The organism is Blautia sp. MB18-30, from assembly GCF_023669475.1.
Taxonomy (GTDB): Bacteria; Bacillota; Clostridia; order Lachnospirales; family Lachnospiraceae; genus Blautia_A; species Blautia_A fusiformis.
Window position 1 is genome coordinate 90,290 of sequence record NZ_JAMOYY010000006.1, and the last position, 21,281, is coordinate 111,570.

The following is a 21,281-nucleotide window of genomic DNA, read 5'->3' on the forward strand; positions in this document are numbered from 1 at the left end:
AAGGAGGAGTTGCCTTGGCAAGCCGCAGATTAGGTCGAGTGGAGAAAGGTCAGCCGCTGATACTTGGAGCCAACAAAATGGAGGGCGGTTATAATTTTGCAGTGGAGGCATCGGAAGATTCCGAAGTGTCCCTGCTTTTATATAAAAAAAGAGGAACTGCCGCACCGGTGGAGATCGTTTTTCCGAAGGATTTCCATACAGGACGTGTGTGGGCGCTGAAGCTGTGCAGTGCTTCTCTGAAGGAGTTTGAATATAATTATAAAATAGACGGTGAGATCGTGCAGGATCCGTATGCATACGGACTTCACGGGAGAGCGCATTTCGGAGTACCTTACGATCCGGAAAAGGAGGTCCGCTGTCGCTTCCTTAATGAGAATGTTTCCGGCTGGGAAAATGAAACTGCACCGGCAGTAGAATATGAAAATATGATCCTGTACAAGCTTCATGTCCGTGGTTATACGAAGCTTGCCAGAAAGATGGTTTCCCATAAGGGGACTTTTCTTGGCCTGACAGAGATGATCCCTTACTGGAAAGAACTTGGGATCAATGCCATTGAACTGATGCCTGCCTATGAATTCTGTGAGGTTCCGATCAGTAAATCGAAGGAAGGCAGTGAACACATCAAGACCCGTCGAAAGGAAAATGTAGTGAATTACTGGGGCTATGCATCCGGCTTCTATTTCAGCCCGAAGAGTGCTTACTGTAGCACCAGAGAACCGGAGCAGGAATTTCGGTATATGATCCGGGAGCTGCACAAGAACGGCATTGCCTGTATCATGGAATTCTATTTTCCAGAGGAAACAGACAGCCTGATGGCTCTTCGAGCTTTGCAGTTCTGGAGAGATTTTTACCATGTAGATGGATTTCATGTGCTGGGAGAGGGCTTTAACCGGGAGATGCTTCTTCGGGATGGAATCCTTTCCGGAGCAAAACTGATCTTCCAGGGCTTTGATTTTGATCATTTTTACAGAGGAAAGCTTCCGGCCAGACGTTGCGGAGCGGAGAGCAATATGAATTTTCTCCAGGATATGCGCCGTTTCCTGAAAAGCGATGAAGGTATGGTGGAGGCTGCAGCATGGCATATCCGTCATAACAGCGAGAATCATGGAGTGATCAATTACATGGTCTGCCAGGACGGATTTACCATGAATGACCTGGTGAGCTACAATTATAAACATAACGAGGCCAATGGCGAAGGCAATCAGGACGGAAGCAGCTATAATTATTCCTGGAACTGCGGCGTGGAAGGCCCTACCCGTAAGGTTTCCGTCCGTCAGATGAGGGAACGCCAGATCAAAAATGCCTTTCTGATGATGCTGCTGAGTCAGGGTGTTCCCATGATCTATCACGGCGATGAATTCGGCAATTCCCAGAGCGGAAACAATAATGCCTACTGTCAGGATAATGCTACCGGCTGGACAGACTGGAAGGGCCTTTCCAGAAACCAGGGACTGAGGGAATTTGTAAAGGATGCCATTGCTTTTCGTAAGGCCCATCCTGTTCTTCATATGCCGGTGGAACTGAAAGGGGTAGATTATCTGACCAAGGGGTTCCCGGATGTGTCTCTTCACGGGGAACGTGCCTGGTATCTGAGCTATGAGAATACCAGCAGGCTTCTTGGTATGATGTACTACGGAGCTTATGCAAGGGAAAAAGAGGATCTGGAGGCTGCAGAGGATGATTTTATTTACATCGGCTATAATTTCCACTGGGAAAACCGGAGCCTTGCTCTGCCCAATCTCCCGGAAGGCATGTGCTGGAAAAAAATCGCAGATACCTCTCTTCACGGAACAGGATTCTGTCTGGAGGAGGAAGAAGAATATAAAAAATCAATCGAAATAGGCCCCCGCGCCATTGTGGTATTGCTGGGCAGACAGGAGGCGGAGAAAGATGCGATCATGGCACCCGTGGCTGCACTTCAGGACCATCACGAGGCATAAGCTTCTGGTGATGAAATATTGTTTTCGTATCGGGTTATATAAGCAGGGGTTGCTTCATGACCTGTCCAAATATTCCCCGACGGAATTTCTGGTAGGCTGTAAATATTATCAGGGGACAAGAAGCCCCAACAACGCGGAACGTGAGGCAACCGGCGTATCCATGTCCTGGCTGCACCATAAGGGAAGAAACAGACACCATTTTGAACATTGGGTAGACTATTCCCTTGACGGTGAGCATGTGATCATGGGAGCCAGAATGCCCAGAAAATATGTGGCGGAAATGGTCATGGACCGGATCAGTGCATCCAGAAACTATCTGGGAGAGGAATATACCTATCATGAACCATTGCAGTATTTTCTGAAAAGCAAGGAGAAGCTGTGGTTTATCCACCCACAGACAAAGAAAGAGCTGGAGGGACTTCTCCGGATCCTGGATAAATACGGAGAGGATAAGACCCTGTGGTATATCCGCAATGTATATCTATGTGATAACCGCGGAAAAAAAGTGAAAAGCCCTGGGAAAAAGCTTCGAAATCACAGATAGGGGTGTATTTTTGGCAGGTTGTCTGATATAATATTCAGATATCAGGAGGAAGAATGAATGGATACACCAACAATTGCGAAATACTATAGAGAGAAAGATCCCATGGAGCGCCTGAAGCTTCTGGAGCAGTCCATTGCAGCAGGAGAAGAACCGGAAGAAAACAGGATCCGCAAGGAACTCTGGGAGATCCGTTACAGCGATAAAGCTGAGACTGGTGATACCAGGGCAGACGGTTATCTCGGTCTCTGGATGACCATGGAGTTTAACCGGAATTCCGCTTCCAGATTCTTTGGTACAAGAAGTGCGAAGAAAGAGATAGGCAAGTATCTTAAGAAGCTGAAATTTCAGGAGTTCCAGGAAAAGGGCGGTCTTTATGAGGAGCTTCTTTACCGGGAATGCTGTCATCTGGTTCTGGTCTACATGGATCTCTGTCAGACAGATAAATCCTATAACACAATGATTTTCGGCCTGATCCACATCAAGGAGGACAGTGCGAAGGCCAAGGTCCAGAGAGACATCAGGGAAACAGCTGTGGAGCTTCCGGCTAATCTTGGAATGGAAGCTGAGCTTGGAATCATCACAAGAGCTGCCAGAGAGATCTACAGGCAGTATTATCCCAACGAAGGAAACATTTAGGAGGCCGGAGCGCTTCCGTTTCAGGCTGTCTGACTACTCAGGCAGCCTTTTGTTGCCATGCATCCGATAAAATATTCTGAGATTTTTTGAACGAAGATCCATGTCGGGTGTGAAGAGAAACATTCAGGAGGTTACTATTTTATGAATCCCAATCATCTGAACGCATATGAAGTCCTGAAGGAAGAGGAGCTTCAGGATATTCATTCAAAAGGATGGCTTCTGAGACACAAAAAAACAGGAGCCAGAGTGATGCTCATCGAGAATAGTGATGAGAATAAGGTTTTTAACATTGCATTCCGTACACCGCCGAAAAACAGCACAGGTGTTGCTCATATATTGGAACACAGCGTACTGTGCGGCTCCAGGGAATTTCCGCTTAAGGATCCTTTTGTGGAGCTGGTAAAAGGTTCTCTTAATACCTTCCTTAATGCCATGACCTATCCGGATAAGACCTGCTACCCGATAGCAAGCTGTAATGACCGGGATTTCCAGAATCTGATGCATGTATATCTGGATGCGGTATTCTATCCGAATATTTACAAAAAAGAAGAGATCTTCCGTCAGGAAGGCTGGAACTACCATCTGGAGAAAAAAGAAGGCCCGCTGAAATACAACGGTGTCGTTTACAATGAAATGAAGGGTGCTTTTTCCTCACCGGATGATGTTCTGGAGCGTGAGATCATGAATTCGCTGTTCCCGGATACCACCTATGGCTGTGAGTCCGGCGGAGATCCTGTAAATATCCCGGATCTCAGTTACGAGGAATTCCTGGATTTCCACAGACAGTACTATCATCCGTCCAACAGCTTTATCTATCTCTATGGAAACATGGATATGGAGGAGAAACTGGAGTTTATTGACAGCCATTATCTGTCTGCCTTTGATTCCCTTGCCATTGATTCCCAGATCCGGGATCAGGAAGCTTTTGCCCAGGTAAAAGATATCCAGAAAAATTATCCGGTGTCAGAGGACGAAGGAGAAGAGGATAACACTTATCTTTCCTACAATATGGTTGTGGGTGAAGCAGCAGATATCAACTTAAGTCTTGCTTTCGAAGTCCTGGATTACGCACTTTTAAGCGCACCGGGTGCACCGCTGAAACAGGCACTTCTGGATGCAAAGATTGGCAAGGATATCTATGGCTCCTTTGAGGATGGAATCAAACAGACCTATTTCTCCATCGTGGCAAAGGGAGCCAACTTAAGCCAGAAAGAGGAATTTGTCAAAGTGATCCGTGACACCCTCACAAAGATCATGGAGGAAGGTATCGACAAGAAGGCAGTAACAGCCGGAATCAACTACTACGAATTCCGTTTCCGTGAGGCAGATTTCTCTTCCTATCCGAAGGGACTGATGTATGGCCTGGATATTTTAAGCAGCTGGCTTTATGATGATACGAAGCCGTTCTGTGAGGTGCAGCTTCTGGAGGGCTTTGAGTTCCTTAAGAAAGCCCTAGAAGAGGGATATTTTGAGGAGCTGATCCGAAAATATCTTCTGGGCAACACTCATGGTGCGATCCTTTCCCTGGTACCGGAGAAGGGCCTTGCAGCAAAGAGGGATAAGGAACTGGAAGAAAAGCTGGAGAATTACAGAAAGAGCCTTTCTGATGAAGAGCTTACCCGGATGGTAGAGAATACCAAAGCGCTGGAGGCTTATCAGGAAGCGGAGGAAGCTCCGGAAGCGCTGACCTGCATCCCCATGCTTTCCAGAGAAGACATCAAAAAAGAGATCACAGGGCTGACAAACGAGGAGCACCATGTGGAGGACAGCTTGTTTCTGTATCATGATGTGTGCACCAATGGTATCGGTTATGCGGATCTTCTTTTTGAGATCCATGACTTTGATGTTGATACAGTCCATTATCTGGGACTTCTGAAATCTGTGCTTGGTGCAGTGGATACGGAGAATTACACTTATGGCGAGCTGTTTAATGAAGTGAATGCGAGAACCGGCGGTATTGCCTATGGGATAGAGGTTTTTGATGATGCCCAGGATACCGATGCATTCCGTGCCATGTTTGCCGTAAGAGGAAAAGCGTTATATCCGGAGATGGATTTCATGTTTTCCATGATCCGGGAGGTTCTTACAACTTCGAAGCTGGATGACACCAAACGTCTCTACGAGATCATTGCCAGAGTGAGATCCAGAGCCCAGGCCAGCCTTGCAAGTGCAGGCCATTCCACCGCCGTTCTCCGTGGTGCTTCCTACGCATCTCCGATGGCGGCATTCCAGGATGAGATGGCAGGAATCGGATATTATCAGTTTATCGAAAAACTGGAGAAGGATTTTGACAGCTGCAAGGATGAGATCGTGAAAAATCTCCGTAAGGTGATGGAAGAGGTCCTTCGTCCGGAGAATTTCTGTGTAAGCTATACCGGAGAGAGAGAATCTCTGGATGTAGTAAAAGCACAGGCTGCCGGGATCAAAAAAGTTTTGTTTAACGGACAGAAGCCGGAGTCTGTGAAGCAGGCCCCCTGCATAAAGAAAAACGAAGCCTTCAAGACCTCCGGCCAGGTCCAGTATGTGGCACAGAACGGAAACTTCCGCAAAAAAGGCCTGGAGTATACCGGTGCACTGGAGATCTTGAAAGTGATCTTAAGCTACGATTATCTCTGGATCAACCTTCGTGTAAAGGGTGGAGCGTATGGCTGCATGAGCGGCTTTAAGAGAAACGGAGAGAGCTTCCTGGTATCCTACCGTGATCCCCATCTAAAGAGAACCCTGGAAGTATACCAAGGAGTGCCGGATTATATCCGTGCCTTTGAGGCAGACGAGCGTGAGATGACAAAATATATTATCGGAACGATCAGCAACAAGGATGTGCCGAGAACTCCGCAGATGCAGGGAAGTATCTCAAAAACCGCATATTTCTCCAATGTTACAGAGGATATGCTCCAGAAGGAAAGAAATCAGATCCTCGGAGCGCAGAAGGAGGATATCCAGAAACTGGCAGCTCTTGTAGAAGCAGTACTTTCCGATGATCAGATCTGCGTAGTAGGAAGTGAGACTGCAATAGAGAAGGCGGAAGATGTATTCATGGAAGTGAAGCCACTGATCGGCTGATGAGAAACAAAGCCTGCTGTCCGTTAAATGGGATAGCAGGCTGTGAAAGGATTATGAGAGGATAAAGAATGGATAATAATTTTAGATCAGGCTTTGTTGCGATCATCGGAAGACCGAATGTTGGAAAATCCACGCTGATGAACCATCTTATCGGACAGAAGATCGCCATCACATCAAACAAGCCACAGACAACCAGAAACAAGATACAGACTGTGTATACCTGTGATGAGGGACAGATCGTATTTTTGGACACACCGGGTATCCACAAGGCAAAAAACAAGCTTGGAGAATACATGGTACAGGTTGCGGAGAGAACCCTGAAGGAAGTAGATGCCATTATGTGGCTGGTGGAGCCATCCACATTCGTAGGTGCGGGAGAGCGCCACATTGCCGAGCAGCTGCAGAAGGTTGGAGTTCCAGTGATTCTCATCATCAACAAGATCGATACGGTAAAAAAAGAAGAGCTTCTTCCTGCGATCGATACCTACCGTAAGATCTGTGATTTTGCAGAGATCATTCCTTGCTCTGCCCTCCGCGGAAAAAACACACAGGATATCATTCCAAGTATTTTCAAATATCTTCCGTACGGACCGATGTTCTATGATGAAGATACAGTTACCGACCAGCCTCAGCGCCAGATCGCCGCAGAGATCATCCGTGAGAAGGCTCTGCATGCACTGGATGAGGAGATCCCTCACGGTATCGCCGTTGCCATCGACCGGATGAAGAAACGTCCGGGAAGAAGCAACATCATAGATATTGATGCGACCATCATCTGCGAGCGTAATTCCCATAAAGGCATCATCATCGGAAAACAGGGTGCCATGCTGAAAAAGATCGGAAGCAATGCCCGCTATGAGCTGGAGCGTATGCTGGAAGCAAAGGTAAACCTAAAGCTCTGGGTCAAGGTGACTAAGAACTGGAGAGACAGTGATTTCCTGATCAAGAACTTTGGATATGATAAGAAAGAAATCTGAAAATGAGTGATCTGATTACCGTACAGGGAGTGGTACTTTCTGCCATGCCGGTAGGGGATTATGACAAGCGGATCGTCCTTCTCACAAGAGAGAGGGGGAAGATCTCCGCTTTTGCCAAGGGAGCGAGACGGCAGAACAGTCCGTTCATGGCAGCAGCTAACCCGTTTGTATTTGGAAGCTTTACTCTTTATGAGGGAAGGACAAGTTATAATCTCAATCAGGTCAGCGTACAGCATCATTTTGTGGAGCTGGCCACCCGGCAGCCGGGGGTTTACTATGGATATTATTTTCTGGAGCTGGCAGATTATTTTGGCAAAGAGGGAACGGATGAGAAGGAGATGATGAATCTTCTCTATGTGACCATCAAAGCCATTTTGAATCCTCATATAGAAGACCGGCTGGTGCGCTGTATCTATGAACTGCGGACTATGGTGATCCAGGGCGTGATGCCGCAGCTGTTCCAGTGTGCGGGCTGCGGGAGAGAGCTTACGGAGGAAGAAACCGGAGAACTTTTTTTCTCCCAGGGCGAGCATGGGATCCTGTGTGCGGACTGCAGCAGGATGGCCATGGACAGGAAACGAATCTCAGCGGCTGCCCTGTATGCCATGCGCTACATAGCCGTGTCCCCCCTGGCAAAGCTGTATACGTTTACAGTGCGGGATGATGTGCTGCGGGAACTGGAACGCCACATTTACCGGTATACGGAGCTGAATACAGACAAGCGGTTTAAAAGTCTGGAGATCCTGGAATTGATGAGATAGATCACTGCCGGCTGCGGAATAACCGTAACGATTTATTTTTCAAAAGCAGGACAGGATGCAATGCAAATGGAAATATCCTTGAAAAATCATGAGGATACTAGTATAATAAGACCAAAAATGTAAAAAAGCAGCTTTTTCCGGAGCTTTCCGGACGCATTTGGCGAAACAGCTGCAAGTCAAGAGGAGAGAAATCATGGAAAAGACAATGGAAAAGATCGTAGCTCTTGCAAAAGCCAGAGGATTTGTTTACCCGGGTTCCGAGATCTACGGCGGCCTGGCAAACACATGGGATTATGGAAATCTCGGTGTAGAGCTTAAAAATAACGTAAAACGTGCATGGTGGCAGAAATTCATTCAGGAGTCTCCGTACAATGTAGGTGTTGACTGTGCGATCCTTATGAACCCGCAGACATGGATCGCTTCCGGACATCTTGGCGGATTTTCTGATCCTCTTATGGACTGTAAAGAGTGCCACGAGCGTTTCCGTGCAGATAAGCTCATTGAGGACTTTTGTGCAGAGCATGACATTGCCATTGAGGGAAGCGTAGATGCATGGTCCCAGGAGAAGATGATGGACTTCATCAAAGAACACGAGGTAGGATGTCCGAGCTGTGGTAAACACAACTTCACAGATATCCGTCAGTTCAACCTGATGTTCAAGACATTCCAGGGTGTTACCGAAGATGCCAAGAATACTGTATATTTAAGACCGGAGACTGCACAGGGTATTTTCGTAAACTTCAAGAACGTACAGAGAACATCTCGTAAAAAGATCCCGTTTGGTATCGGCCAGATCGGTAAATCCTTCCGTAACGAGATCACACCGGGTAACTTCACATTCCGTACCCGTGAGTTCGAGCAGATGGAGCTTGAGTTCTTCTGCGAGCCGGATACAGATCTTGAGTGGTTTGCATACTGGAAGAAGTTCTGCCTTGACTGGCTGAGTGCTCTCGGACTTAAGGATGATGAGGTTCGTTACCGTGACCATGATAAGGAAGAGCTGAGCTTCTACAGCAAGGCTACCACAGATGTGGAATTCCTTTTTCCATTCGGATGGGGTGAGCTCTGGGGAATCGCTGACAGAACAGATTATGACCTGACACAGCATCAGAATGTATCCGGCCAGGATCTCACATACTTTGATGATGAGAAGAAACAGAAATATATCCCATACGTTATCGAGCCATCACTTGGAGCAGACCGTATGGTACTTGCTTTCCTCTGCAGCGCTTACGATGAGGAAGTTCTGGATGCAGAGAAGAACGATGTCCGTACAGTCCTTCATTTCCATCCGGTACTTGCACCGGTTAAGATCGGTGTGCTTCCGCTTTCCAAGAAGCTTAACGAGGGTGCTGAGAAGATCTACCAGCAGCTTTCCAAGAAGTACAACTGTGAGTACGATGACCGTGGAAATATCGGTAAACGTTACCGCAGACAGGATGAGATCGGTACTCCGTTCTGTATCACTTATGACTTCGAGTCTGAGAATGACGGTGCAGTTACAGTCCGTGACCGTGACACTATGGAGCAGGTACGTGTGAAGATCGATGAGCTTGATGCATACTTTGCTGATAAATTTACATTTTAAGTAAATACATTTTTTAATAAAAAACCTCCGGCTATTTTCTGGCCGGAGGCTTTTTTTCAATAAGTCTGTTTTTCATCCGCCAGTTTCTTGGCGACATTCCGTATACATTTTTGAAAGCCCGGGAAAAATGCAGCTGATTGGGATATCCGACTGCATTTCCGATATCTGCGATAGACAGGGCTGTGATCTTAAGAAGTTCTGCAGCTTTGGTCATGCGATAGCTGATCAGGAATTCCTGGGGAGAACGTCCGATGGTGTCGTGGAAGATCTTACCGAAGTAGCTTCGGTTCAGGCCGCAGCAGGCTGCGATATCCTCAATGGAAATATCATTCTGGAAATTCTGTTCAATAAAAGAGAGCGCCTCCTTGATATAAAAATCACGGATACTTCCATCCTGTTTCATGCGGACAGTTTCAGTAGAGCGCATAAAGTAATCCAGAAAAAGCCAGGTATGTCCGATAAGATGAAAGGGTGATTCCTGGGAATTATGGCTGATATAAAGCATTTCCTCCATCATTTTCTGGCGGAGATCTGCAGAGTGGCTGTGATAGACCGGATGGTCCGGACTTAAACCTGCAGTTTCCACGATCTCTTTTGCCCGGAGCCCATCAAATTCCACCCAGGTGTACTCCCATGGAAAGTCGGTATCTGCAATGTAGGTGTTGATCTGACCGGGAAAAAGCATGAAACCCTGGCCGCTTTTTACCTGATAGGTGATGGTCTCTCCTGCGGAATTGTCTGCCATCAGAGTTCCGGTACCGGAGATCACATAATGAAAAATATAATGGTTTCGTGCTGCCGGGCCGAATGAATGTGCCGGAGCGCAGTGCTCCCAGCCGTATTGGTATAATCCGATATCAACAAAGTTTTCATTTGGAAAAACGGAGAAGAGAAGGTCATTCATATTTTTATCCTTTAGGCGTATGATTTTGTCTGGTTTCAGTAACATTATATATTAAAACAGCAGGGAACTTCAACATATGTATAAAAATGCAATTACAAAAACAGCCTGTAAAATATACTAAAAAGAGGAGGATAATCGATAAAACTTTGTGAGAAAATTAAGTTTCTCGAGAAACTTGTTGATTTTCGATAAATTCGGAATATACTAATTTTAGATAAAAGTAGTGATATAGGCGTAAAATATATCAAAATGCTAGATGACTTTAATGAAGACAGAGAAAAATTGCATTTTGGTATAAAACAAGAAAAACACTGCTATTTATGCAAGCATAAAGCTATGTTAAAATAGCTTTCAGAAAAAAGAAACCAGAGAATAAGTATTGGAGAGCCCGGATAGCCATATCAGTTAAATGGGTGATATCCGACTTATCAAATAAAAGGAAAAGGAAGGAGCATTACAAGATGCGCAACAGAAGTAAATGGATCCTCTGTATGGGACTTGCCTTTACCATGGCAGCTTCCGTTACATTGAGCGGATGCGGCACAGGTAAAAAGGACAGCGGAAAGACAGAGATCGAACTTGTGCAGTATAAACCGGAAGCGGTTAAGGCATTTGAAAAACTGGAAGAAAAATTCAATGCCACTCATGATGATATCCATCTTACCATCGAATCACCAAACGATGCTATGACTGTATTGAAGACAAGATTTATCCGTGAGGATAATCCGGATATCATTGGAATCGGAGGCGATGTTAACTTTTCCAATTTTATTGATTCTGATATGCTGATGGATATTTCCGATTATCAGGGACTGGATTCGATCAAAGATGCATATAAAGAAATTGATAAAGCGCTGGAATTCGTTCCGGAAGACGGAGTCTATGCGGTTCCTTACGTGGCCAATGCCGCCGGAATCCTTTACAATCGTGAGCTTTTCAAGGAGCATGGCTGGCAGATCCCGACTACATGGGATGAATTTATGAGCCTTTGCCAGGAAATTCAGGATGCAGGTATCCAGCCGCTTTATTTCGGATTTAAAGATACCTGGACCTGTCTTGCACCGTGGAATTCTATTGCGGTAGATCTTGCACCAGCCGATGTATGCCGCCAGGTAAACCAGGGAAACACTACTTTTGCAAAAGAGTATAAGGAAGTAGCAGACCGTATGCTGGAGCTTATCCAGTATGGACCGGATGATCCCTTTGCCTATGATTACAATGGAGCCTGCACCGCTTTTGCAAAAGGGGAGGCTGCCATGTATCCCATCGGAAGCTATGCGATCCCACAGATCCAGAGTGTAAATCCGGATATGGATATTGATTCTTTTGTAACACCGGCAAGCAATGATCCGTCAGAAAACAAACTGAATTCCGGAGTTGACCTTCAGTTCTGTGTGATGGATGACTGTGAGAATAAGGAAGCTGCATATGAAGTGCTGGATTTCCTTCTTGAGGATGAGAATATACAGACATATCTGGATGACCAGAAGGCAGTTCCCTGTAAAGAGGGTGATTTCACACTTCCCTCTACTCTGGATGGTATGAAGGAATACATAGAAGAGGGAAGGATGGCCGACTACCAGGATCATTATTATCCTACAGAGATGGCTGTGGATGCACAGATCCAGACCTTCCTGATGAAAAAGGATAAAGATGCATTCCTGAAAAAATTTGATACAGACTGGACAAGATATAACCGTGACATTATCCGTAAAGTACAGGACTATGAGGAGAAGAACGGGGAAGGAGAGAACTGATCATGGGAAAAAAATCTATGAGTGGAAGAAAGCTGACCTTTCTTCTGATCACCATTCCGATCGTGGCATTATTTTTCTGCTTTAACACACTGCCTCTGATCAAGGGTGTGATCTACAGCTTTACGAACTTTAAAGGCTATGGAAGCTATGACTGGGTAGGACTTCGAAACTATAAGGATCTTTTTACAGACAGCCGTGTTGGCGGTTCCTATCTGTTTACCTTTAAGCTGGCCATCGTGGCAACTATTGTAACGAATGTACTCAGCCTGATCCTGGCACTTGGACTGAACAGCAAGATCCGTTTCAAGAGTGCAATGCGTGGAGCTTATTTTATTCCTAATGTACTTGGCGCACTGGTCGTAGGATATATTTTCAATTATTTCTTTACATATATCCTGCCTGCATTCGGAAAGATGATCGGAAATAAAACATTGTCTTCCAGCATGCTTTCCAGTACGAGCCTGGCATGGGTTGCCATCGTGATCGTTTGTGCATGGCAGTCCATCGCAATGAATACCATTATCTATATTTCGGGCCTCCAGACAGTGCCGGAGGATGTATACGAGGCAGGAGCTATTGACGGTGCTACCGGATTCAGTAAGTTCCGTTATCTGACATTCCCGCTGATCGTTCCGTTTTTCAGTATCAACATGGTTCTCTGTGTGAAAAACTTCCTGATGGTATTTGATCAGATCATGGCTTTGACAAAGGGTGGTCCTGCACAGAGTACAGAATCCATTTCCTATCTGATCTATAACAATGGTATGAGTGGCGGTCAGTTTGGATTCCAGAGCGCTAATGCGGTTATATTCTTTATTGTGATCGTGATCATTTCTGCAGTGCAGTTGACTATCACAGGGAAAAAGGAGGAGCAGCTGTAATGAAAACGAAAGTAAGAGAAAAAGCGAACTGGCCGGTAACGATCCTTCTGATCCTTGGCCTTATCACAGTGGTATTTCCGCTTTATATGACAATTGTGATCGCATTCAAGCAGCCGACAGAGATGACCAACAGTGTAGCCGGGATCCTGTCTCTGCCAGAGAAATTCAGTCTTGCCAATTTCAGGGAAGCTATGGAGGTAACAGACTTCTGGCATTCTCTTGGAAACAGTGTATTGATCACTGTGATTACAGTGGTTCTTGCTATTGTAATTCATTCACTTTTAGGTTATGCTATAGCCAGAAACAAGAGAAGTAAATTTTATAAATTTATCTATCTCTATGTAGTGAGCGGTATGTTTGTTCCGTTTGCTATCCTGATGATGCCGCTTGTAAAGCAGACTGCTGAGATGGGCCTTGATAACAAAGTCGGTGTGATCATTCTTTACACGGTATTTTATATGCCTATGAATGTGCTTCTTTATTCCGGATATCTGACAAACATTCCAATGGCCCTTGAGGAGGCTGCCTGTGTGGATGGAGCCAGCACCTGGAAAACATATTGGAAGATCATCTTTCCGATCATGAAGCCGATGCATGCCACAGTGGCAGTTCTGACAGCACTTGGAACCTGGAATGATGTTATGACTCCATTGGTTATCATGTCCGGATCTACGGGTGGAACCACATTGCCTCTGGCACAGCTGAATTTCCAGACTCAGTTCGGAACAAACTATAACCTTGCGTTTGCCTCTTATCTGCTGGCACTGCTTCCGATCCTTCTGTTTTATCTGATCTGCCAGAAGCATATTTTAAATGGTGTTGTAAACGGTGCCGTAAAATAAAAACACAAGAAAAAGGAGGATTCACATATGGGAATCATCTACTGCGAGAAAGACAGAACGTTTACCCTGCAGACAAAAGAAACTACATATCAGATGCAGGTGGATCAGTACGGATTTCTTCTTCATCTCTATTATGGTAAAAAGGCAGAAGGCTGCATGGATTATCTTCTGACCTACTATGACAGAGGATTTTCCGGAAATCCCTATGATGCGGGAACAGACAGAACCTATTCCATGGACTCTCTTCCACAGGAGCTTTCCTGCTACGGAAACGGAGATTTCCGCAGTGCATCACTGATGCTGGAAAACGGTGACGGAAGCATGAGCTGTGATATGCGTTACAAGAACTATACTATCCGTGACGGTAAATACAGCCTTCCGGGGCTTCCGGCGGTTTATGCAGATAATGATGAGGCACAGACTCTGGAGATCGTACTGGAGGATCCGGCTACTGGCGTGGAGGCCATGCTTCTTTACGGTGTACTTCCGGAACTGGATATCATTACAAGAAGCGTCTATATCCGCAATCAGAGCAGTGAGAAGATCTATGTGAACAAGGTGATGTCCGCAGAACTGGATTTTCTTTACGGAGATTATGACCTGCTTACTTTTTACGGAAGACATGCCATGGAGCGGAATCTGCAGAGAGTACCGGTGGCTCATGGAAGTCAGATGATCGGCAGTGTCCGTGGCACATCCAGCCATCAGTATAATCCGATGATGATCCTGGCAGAGAAGGACACAACAGAGGATCATGGAGGCTGCTATGCTATGTCCTTTGTATATAGTGGAAATTTCCAGGGTGAGGTTCTTAAAGATCAGTACAATCAGACAAGAATGCTCCTTGGTGTACAGGAGGAGTGCTTCCGGTATCCGCTGGAAGCCGGGGAGACCTTCTATGCACCTGAGGTGATCTTAAGCTACACAGATCAGGGAATGAACCGTCTTTCCCAGAATCTGCACAGCTGCATCCGTCATCATATCTGCCGTGGTAAATATAAGACAGAGGTCCGTCCAGTGCTGGTAAACAGCTGGGAGGCAGCATATTTTGATTTTACAGGGGAGACTTTATATAATCTGGCAAAAGAGGCAAGGAGCCTTGGTATCGATATGCTGGTTCTGGATGACGGCTGGTTTGGAAAACGTGACGATGACAACAGTGGTCTTGGGGACTGGTATGTCAATGAGAAGAAGCTTGGAGAGACTCTCGGCGGACTGGTAAAAAGAGTCAATGACCTTGGAGTGAAATTCGGTATCTGGATCGAGCCGGAGATGATCTCTGAGGACAGTGATCTTTACCGTGAGCATCCGGACTGGGCACTTACGATTCCGGGAAGAAAACCAGTGAGATCCAGAAATCAGCTGGTACTTGATTTTTCTAGAAAAGAAGTTGTAGACGGAATCTTCGGACAGATCAGTGCGGTATTGGATAATGCCAATATTGAGTACGTTAAATGGGACATGAATCGAAGCCTGATGGATGTATTTTCCGTAATGACCAAGGATCAGGGACGTGTAATGTATGATTATGTCCTGGGATTGTACGATTTTCTGGACCGTATGGTGAACCGTTATCCGGATCTTCTGATCGAGGGCTGCAGCGGCGGCGGCGGAAGATTTGACGCAGGTATGCTGTATTACACACCGCAGATCTGGTGCAGCGACAACTCCGATGCTATTGACAGGCTTCGGATCCAGTATGGAACTTCCTTCGGATATCCGGTATCGGCCATGGGAGCACATGTATCTGCAGTGCCGAACCATCAGACAGGAAGGATCACCCCGTTACATACCAGAGGTGTGGTTGCTATGTCCGGAACCTTCGGCTACGAGCTGGATCTTCTGAAGCTGACTGAGGAAGAAAAAGATGAGGTCCGCAGCCAGATCGGGGAATTCCGTAAATATGCGCCACTGATCCAGAACGGACGGTACTATCGCCTGACAGATCCGTTTAAGAGTGAGGTCTGTGCATGGGAGATCGTTGGAAATTCTCAGGAAGAAGTTCTGCTCAATGTTGTCATGGAGGAGATCCATGGAAATATGACTGTGAATTATGTGCAGCTTCGCGGCCTTGATGAGAGTGCACTTTATAAGGAACAGACTACCGGCAGGATCTATTCCGGAGCTGCTCTGATGCATGGTGGAATGCCGCTTCCTGCAGAGTTTGGGGAGTACAGAGCTTATCAGTATCATTTTGTGAGAGAATAAGAGCGTATTGAGACAGTAAGATAAATAAAAGGATCCGTCATACAGACAGCTGAAAAAGCCGATGTATGGCGGATCTTTTTTATCATAGCTCAGTGTACGGTGATCTGATAGCTCTTGATAAATTCCTCATCCGGTTTCAGCACATTGATATTTGCTTTTTCGGAAAGAGGTTTTTCAAAATCACAGTCATCACAGCGTCCCATCCACGGCTCCAGGCATACGAAGGGAGCACCGGGTACGGACCAGATACCGAAATTCGGGAAGCCCTCACTGGTAAGTGTCAGATATGGAGTTCCGTCCGGGAAGAGGATACCGGCCTTTTGGATCTGGCCGTTATCAAAAACAAGAGCGTCTTTATCAAACATGTGAGGAGCAATGGAACAGGTTCCGTTTTCAAGGGAAAGTGTATGTGGCTCGTCAGCAAGGACTGTTCCTACAGACGTATCGATAAGGAGATAGGTAAGAGTGTCCAGGCCTTCAAAAGCAAGACGGTAATCACTCTGGGATTCGCCTTCACGTACCGGAACACGGAATGCCGGATGGCCGCCGATGGTAAAATACATAGTTTCAGAATCATTATTAACTACTTCCCAGCATACTTCCAGGTCGTGCTTCTTCAGAGTGTAGGTGATCTTCAGAGCGAAAGCAAACGGATAAACATTCAGGGTTTCTTCAGAGGACTTAAGGACAAAGGAAAGGGAAGTATCGGTGATATCCGTGCAGATAAAATCGCTGTCTCTTGCAAAGCCGTGCTGGCTGGAAGGATATTCCTTTCCGTTCAGACGCCAGATATCTTTGTAGTTACGTCCCACGTTGGGAAAAAGTACAGGCGCATGGCGTTTCCAGTAAGCCGGATCTGCCTGCCAGAGGATCTCCCTGTCATTAGTCTTGTCATAGATGCCGGTGAGTTCAGCACCGTGATCGGAAACGGAAATCTTAAGAAAGCTGTTTTCAATCGTTCGTGTCATGATAAACCTCCTGTATGACAGCATTCGGGTAATATTACCTCGGAATTGCTGCATGTTTTTTTCTATTTTAGCACATTTTTCAGATGATAACGAGAAAAATACAATCTGTGAAAAATATAACTGGAAAATCTGTCATATTTCACAAGAGAAATTGCTGTTTTTTGGAAGAATAACCTTGACTAATGAAGGATAAATCTATAAAATAATTATGTGCGTAGAAAACATACATTTTTTATGTTTTAAAGAACAATAATTAGGAGGAAAATGTAAAATGGCAAAATGGGTTTACATGTTTACAGAAGGTAATGCTACTATGAGAAATCTTCTGGGCGGCAAAGGTGCCAACCTTGCTGAGATGACAAACCTCGGTCTTCCTGTACCGCAGGGCTTCACAATCACAACAGAGGCCTGCACACAGTACTACGAGGATGGCAGATCCATCAACGATGAGATCATGGCTCAGATCATGGAAGCAATTACCAAGATGGAAGGAGTTACCGGTAAGAAATTCGGTGACAAAGAAAATCCTCTGCTTGTATCCGTTCGTTCTGGTGCGAGAGCATCTATGCCAGGTATGATGGACACAATCCTCAACCTTGGTTTAAATGAAGAAGTTGTTAACACTCTTGCTGAGAAATCCGGCAATGAGCGTTGGGCTTGGGACTGCTACAGAAGATTCATCCAGATGTACTCTGACGTAGTTATGGAAGTTGGTAAGAAATACTTCGAGGAGCTCATCGATGAGATGAAAGCTAAGAGAGGTGTTAAGCAGGACGTTGAGCTTACAGCTGCTGACCTGCATGAGCTTGCTGACCAGTTCAAAGCTGAGTATAAATCTAAAATCGGTTCTGATTTCCCAACTGATCCGAAGGAGCAGCTGGTAGGCGCAATCAAAGCCGTATTCCGTTCCTGGGACAACCCACGTGCGAACGTATATCGTCGTGACAACGATATCCCATATTCCTGGGGTACAGCTGTTAACGTACAGATGATGGCATTCGGTAACATGGGTGATGACTGTGGTACAGGTGTTGCCTTCACACGTGACCCTGCTACAGGTGCTAACGGTCTGTTCGGTGAGTTCCTTACCAATGCACAGGGCGAGGACGTAGTTGCTGGTGTTCGTACACCTATGCACATCTCCGAGATGGAGCAGAAGTTCCCGGAAGCATTCGTACAGTTCAAACAGGTTTGCGAGACTCTTGAGAAACATTACAGAGACATGCAGGATATGGAGTTTACTGTAGAGCATGGTAAACTGTATATGCTTCAGACACGTAATGGTAAGAGAACTGCACAGGCTGCTCTTAAGATCGCTTGTGACCTCGTTGATGAGGGAATGAGAACTGAGGAAGAGGCTGTTGCAATGATCGATCCTCGTAACCTTGATACACTTCTTCATCCGCAGTTCGATGCAGCTGCTCTTAAAGCTGCTACACCGATGGGTAAAGGTCTTGGTGCTTCTCCAGGAGCTGCTTGCGGTAAGATCGTATTCTCTGCAGAGGACGCTGTTGAGTGGGCTGCAAGAGGAGAGAAAGTTGTTCTTGTTCGTCTTGAGACATCCCCAGAGGATATCACAGGTATGAAAGCTGCTCAGGGTATCCTGACAGTTCGTGGTGGTATGACATCTCACGCAGCTGTAGTTGCTCGTGGTATGGGATCCTGCTGTGTATCCGGATGCGGCGATATCGCTATGGATGAGGAGAACAAGAAATTCACACTTGCTGGTAAAGAGTTCCATGAAGGAGATGCAATCTCCATTGATGGTACAACAGGTAACATCTATGATGGACTTATCCCGACTGTAGATGCTAAGATCGCTGGTGAGTTCGGACGTATCATGGGATGGGCTGACAAGTACAGAACAATGAAAGTTCGTACAAACGCTGATACTCCTGCTGATGCTAAGAAAGCTCGTGAGCTTGGTGCAGAGGGAATTGGTCTTTGCCGTACAGAGCATATGTTCTTTGAGGGCAACAGAATCGATGCATTCCGTGAGATGATCTGCTCTGAGACAGTAGAGGAGAGAGAAGCAGCACTTGCTAAGATCCTTCCGGAGCAGCAGGGAGACTTCGAGAAACTCTATGAGGCACTTGAAGGAAATCCTGTAACAATTCGTTTCCTTGATCCGCCACTTCATGAGTTCGTTCCTACAGAGGAAGAGGACATCAAGAAACTGGCTGATGCTCAGGGCAAGACTGTAGAGCAGATCAAGACAATCATCGCTTCCCTTCACGAGTTCAACCCGATGATGGGACATCGTGGATGCCGTCTTGCTGTTACTTATCCAGAGATTGCTAAGATGCAGACAAGCGCTGTTATCCGCGCAGCTATCAACGTTAAGAAGAATCATCCGGATTGGAACATCAAACCGGAGATCATGATTCCGCTTGTTGGTGACATCAAAGAGCTTAAATATGTTAAGAAATTCGTTGTAGAGACAGCAGATGCAGAGATCAAAGCAGCTGGTTCTGACCTTGAGTACGAGGTTGGTACTATGATCGAGATCCCGAGAGCAGCTCTTACAGCTGATGATATCGCTAAAGAGGCTGACTTCTTCTGCTTCGGTACAAACGACCTTACACAGATGACATACGGATTCTCCCGTGATGATGCTGGTAAGTTCCTTAACGCATACTATGATGCTAAGATCTTCGAGAACGATCCATTCGCTAAACTTGATCAGGTTGGCGTTGGTAAACTTATGAAGATGGCAATCCAGCTTGGAAAACCGGTTAACCCGAAACTTCACGTAGGTATCTGCGGTGAGCACGGCGGAGATCCGTCTTCCGTAGAGTTCTGCAACGAGATCGGACTTGACTATGTATCCTGCTCACCGTTCCGTGTACCGATCGCTCGTCTTGCAGCAGCACAGGCAGCAATCGCTAAGAAGAACGCCTAAGCAGAACTTCATATTGCTTCAAGGCTGAAACTTCAGCCTGATCAAGCATAGAAAGCTTCTGGCAGTCTGTAGAAATACAGATTGTCAGGAGCTTTTTTATACAGGGGAAAGAACCATGAAAAAGAAAATTTTTATTATCACAGGAATGATTCTGTGTATCCTGGCAGGAATAGTTATCGTGCCTTCCGTGATCAGAACCAGACAGGCAGTAAAAGAATTTGAAAAAGATTTTCATGCATCCGCCAATTCCGGGGCAGATTCTGCGGGGATAGATTCTGAAGATGAGCCAGCTGCGGAGAACGAAGAAGTTTCAGAGGAAGAAGAGAAGAAAGCGTTTGAGCTGGATACGTATTTGGATCACAGAGATATGACTCACCGGTTGTATATTTACGACATGGATTATATTGAAAAGGCTATTTCCTTTGAGAAAAAAAGCCTTCAGGATTTTGAGGAGGTGATCCGGCAGAATCCGAAAATCCCGGATAACTTTAAACCACTTATGGAAGAATGCTGCAAACGTGTGTTCGAAAAATATCCGGATGTGGAACTTCGCCCTTTTTATCAGAATCTTCAGAGCCTGGAAGTTGTGGAATGTACCGAGGATGAACTGTTGAAAGTCAGCTGGGATGTTTATTCCTGTGGATGTTACGTGAAATCAGAGAACAAGATTTATGTGCTGAAAGATAAAGAATACGAAGAAGGAACCTGGGATTATCAGGTGATCTTTCATGAACTGAGCCATTGTCTGCGGGACAGCCATTATACAGATGAAGATGGAAACAAAGTATACATTCAGTTTGCGGGACTGAATTATTATGATGTTCCCAATGCGGAGGCAATCAATTCCCTGTTTGCGGTAAGCCTTTTTGATTATGAGGAAAAGGATATTGCCTATCAGATGCAGAGCAATGCTCATAAAATAATGATCGAATGCATGGACAATTATTCTCTGGATGATTATGTGAATCACAGTCTGGGATATTATGCAAAACAGCTGGATGAATATAATCAGGATGACAACTATGCAACAACGATCCTGACGCTGATGGATGAGCAGTACCACGATTACTACGATGAAAAGACATCGGAGAACCCGGAAAAATATTACCCGATCTATGATTATATTTCCAACATGTATCTGGGAAAACATCTGAACGCAGGGATGAGCCTGGAAGAAGCCAGAGGGATTATGGATGAGATGCTGGAAAAACTCCTCTTTGACGTCCCGGAGGAATATCATATAGATAGAGATCATTTTTATGAGTATCTGAAGAAGTATTATACAGAGAGATTTTCTGCCGCATAGCTGG

At 45.7% G+C, this 21,281-nt stretch carries 15 protein-coding genes; 13 read left to right on the plus strand and 2 right to left on the minus strand.

The genetic code is table 11. The features are described 5' to 3' along the window. Nucleotides 1-14: 14 nt before the first annotated feature. From NCY57_RS04490 to NCY57_RS04520, 7 genes are all read left to right on the plus strand, one after another. A complete protein-coding gene (locus tag NCY57_RS04490) occupies nt 15-1,940 on the plus strand; it encodes a Type II secretory pathway, pullulanase PulA and related glycosidase (RefSeq protein ID WP_250789518.1) in 1,926 nt (641 codons plus the stop codon). Continuing rightward, entirely contained in the window at nt 1,891-2,484 is a 594-nt protein-coding gene (locus tag NCY57_RS04495) for a DUF5662 family protein (RefSeq protein ID WP_021977109.1), read from the plus strand. The genes NCY57_RS04490 and NCY57_RS04495 overlap by 50 nt, the downstream gene beginning before the upstream one ends. Before the next feature lie 57 nt (nt 2,485-2,541). Next, entirely contained in the window at nt 2,542-3,120 is a 579-nt protein-coding gene (locus tag NCY57_RS04500; RefSeq protein ID WP_021977108.1) for a DUF6553 family protein, read from the plus strand. 141 nt (nt 3,121-3,261) lie between these two features. After that, entirely contained in the window at nt 3,262-6,183 is a 2,922-nt protein-coding gene (locus NCY57_RS04505; RefSeq protein WP_250789519.1) for an insulinase family protein, read from the plus strand. 68 nt (nt 6,184-6,251) lie between these two features. Next, entirely contained in the window at nt 6,252-7,160 is a 909-nt protein-coding gene (era, locus tag NCY57_RS04510) for a GTPase Era (RefSeq protein ID WP_015525809.1), read from the plus strand. 2 nt (nt 7,161-7,162) lie between these two features. Then, complete coding sequence (recO, locus tag NCY57_RS04515) at nt 7,163-7,921, plus strand: DNA repair protein RecO (RefSeq protein WP_118752444.1); 759 nt, start codon at nt 7,163-7,165, stop codon at nt 7,919-7,921. A 193-nt stretch (nt 7,922-8,114) separates the two neighbouring features. Further along, nucleotides 8,115-9,509 (plus strand): glycine--tRNA ligase, encoded by a 1,395-nt coding sequence (locus NCY57_RS04520; RefSeq protein ID WP_015525811.1) that lies wholly within the window; start codon nt 8,115-8,117, stop codon nt 9,507-9,509. Between the two features lie 31 nt (nt 9,510-9,540). Here the strand turns inward: NCY57_RS04520 and NCY57_RS04525 are convergent, their stop codons facing one another. Further along, complete coding sequence (locus NCY57_RS04525) at nt 9,541-10,413, minus strand: AraC family transcriptional regulator (protein WP_022426301.1); 873 nt, start codon at nt 10,411-10,413, stop codon at nt 9,541-9,543. Between the two features lie 461 nt (nt 10,414-10,874). Between NCY57_RS04525 and NCY57_RS04530 the strand changes: the two genes are divergently transcribed. From NCY57_RS04530 to NCY57_RS04545, 4 genes are read left to right on the plus strand one after another with little or no spacing between them, the layout of a single operon-like run. Next, the gene (locus NCY57_RS04530) at nt 10,875-12,170 is read left to right on the plus strand and encodes an ABC transporter substrate-binding protein (protein ID WP_015525814.1); all 1,296 of its coding nucleotides are present in this window, start codon (nt 10,875-10,877) and stop codon (nt 12,168-12,170) included. 2 nt (nt 12,171-12,172) lie between these two features. Beyond that, a complete protein-coding gene (locus NCY57_RS04535; RefSeq protein ID WP_092069381.1) occupies nt 12,173-13,051 on the plus strand; it encodes a carbohydrate ABC transporter permease in 879 nt (292 codons plus the stop codon). Beyond that, nucleotides 13,051-13,893, plus strand: coding sequence for a carbohydrate ABC transporter permease (locus NCY57_RS04540; RefSeq protein WP_015525816.1), 843 nt, complete (start codon nt 13,051-13,053; stop codon nt 13,891-13,893). Before NCY57_RS04535 ends, NCY57_RS04540 begins: the two co-directional genes overlap by 1 nt. A 27-nt stretch (nt 13,894-13,920) precedes the next feature. Then, nucleotides 13,921-16,101: an alpha-galactosidase gene (locus NCY57_RS04545; RefSeq protein WP_110101999.1), complete on the plus strand. Its 2,181-nt coding sequence runs from the start codon at nt 13,921-13,923 to the stop codon at nt 16,099-16,101. Nucleotides 16,102-16,190: 89 nt separating this feature from the next. Here the strand turns inward: NCY57_RS04545 and NCY57_RS04550 are convergent, their stop codons facing one another. After that, entirely contained in the window at nt 16,191-17,069 is an 879-nt protein-coding gene (locus NCY57_RS04550) for an aldose 1-epimerase family protein (RefSeq protein ID WP_250789520.1), read from the minus strand. 271 nt (nt 17,070-17,340) lie between these two features. Between NCY57_RS04550 and ppdK the strand changes: the two genes are divergently transcribed. Together ppdK and NCY57_RS04560 are read left to right on the plus strand one after the other, a co-directional pair. Continuing rightward, on the plus strand, nt 17,341-19,971 hold the full coding sequence (ppdK, locus tag NCY57_RS04555; RefSeq protein ID WP_059085207.1) for a pyruvate, phosphate dikinase: 2,631 nt from the start codon (nt 17,341-17,343) through the stop codon (nt 19,969-19,971). A 115-nt stretch (nt 19,972-20,086) separates the two neighbouring features. Beyond that, the gene (locus NCY57_RS04560; protein ID WP_173739862.1) at nt 20,087-21,277 is read left to right on the plus strand and encodes a hypothetical protein; all 1,191 of its coding nucleotides are present in this window, start codon (nt 20,087-20,089) and stop codon (nt 21,275-21,277) included. Nucleotides 21,278-21,281 lie beyond the last annotated feature (4 nt).

What these genes read in the sequence shown, in the direction of transcription:
- NCY57_RS04495 (WP_021977109.1), top strand. Translation starts at nt 1,891, where the DNA reads ATGCGATCATGGCACCCGTGGCTGCACTTCAGGACCATCACGAGGCAT.
- NCY57_RS04500 (WP_021977108.1), top strand. Translation starts at nt 2,542, where the DNA reads ATGGATACACCAACAATTGCGAAATACTATAGAGAGAAAGATCCCATG.
- NCY57_RS04505 (WP_250789519.1), top strand. Translation starts at nt 3,262, where the DNA reads ATGAATCCCAATCATCTGAACGCATATGAAGTCCTGAAGGAAGAGGAG.
- era (WP_015525809.1), top strand. Translation starts at nt 6,252, where the DNA reads ATGGATAATAATTTTAGATCAGGCTTTGTTGCGATCATCGGAAGACCG.
- recO (WP_118752444.1), top strand. Translation starts at nt 7,163, where the DNA reads ATGAGTGATCTGATTACCGTACAGGGAGTGGTACTTTCTGCCATGCCG.
- NCY57_RS04520 (WP_015525811.1), top strand. Translation starts at nt 8,115, where the DNA reads ATGGAAAAGACAATGGAAAAGATCGTAGCTCTTGCAAAAGCCAGAGGA.
- NCY57_RS04525 (WP_022426301.1), bottom strand. Translation starts at nt 10,413, where the DNA reads ATGAATGACCTTCTCTTCTCCGTTTTTCCAAATGAAAACTTTGTTGAT.
- NCY57_RS04530 (WP_015525814.1), top strand. Translation starts at nt 10,875, where the DNA reads ATGCGCAACAGAAGTAAATGGATCCTCTGTATGGGACTTGCCTTTACC.
- NCY57_RS04535 (WP_092069381.1), top strand. Translation starts at nt 12,173, where the DNA reads ATGGGAAAAAAATCTATGAGTGGAAGAAAGCTGACCTTTCTTCTGATC.
- NCY57_RS04540 (WP_015525816.1), top strand. Translation starts at nt 13,051, where the DNA reads ATGAAAACGAAAGTAAGAGAAAAAGCGAACTGGCCGGTAACGATCCTT.
- NCY57_RS04545 (WP_110101999.1), top strand. Translation starts at nt 13,921, where the DNA reads ATGGGAATCATCTACTGCGAGAAAGACAGAACGTTTACCCTGCAGACA.
- NCY57_RS04550 (WP_250789520.1), bottom strand. Translation starts at nt 17,069, where the DNA reads ATGACACGAACGATTGAAAACAGCTTTCTTAAGATTTCCGTTTCCGAT.
- ppdK (WP_059085207.1), top strand. Translation starts at nt 17,341, where the DNA reads ATGGCAAAATGGGTTTACATGTTTACAGAAGGTAATGCTACTATGAGA.
- NCY57_RS04560 (WP_173739862.1), top strand. Translation starts at nt 20,087, where the DNA reads ATGAAAAAGAAAATTTTTATTATCACAGGAATGATTCTGTGTATCCTG.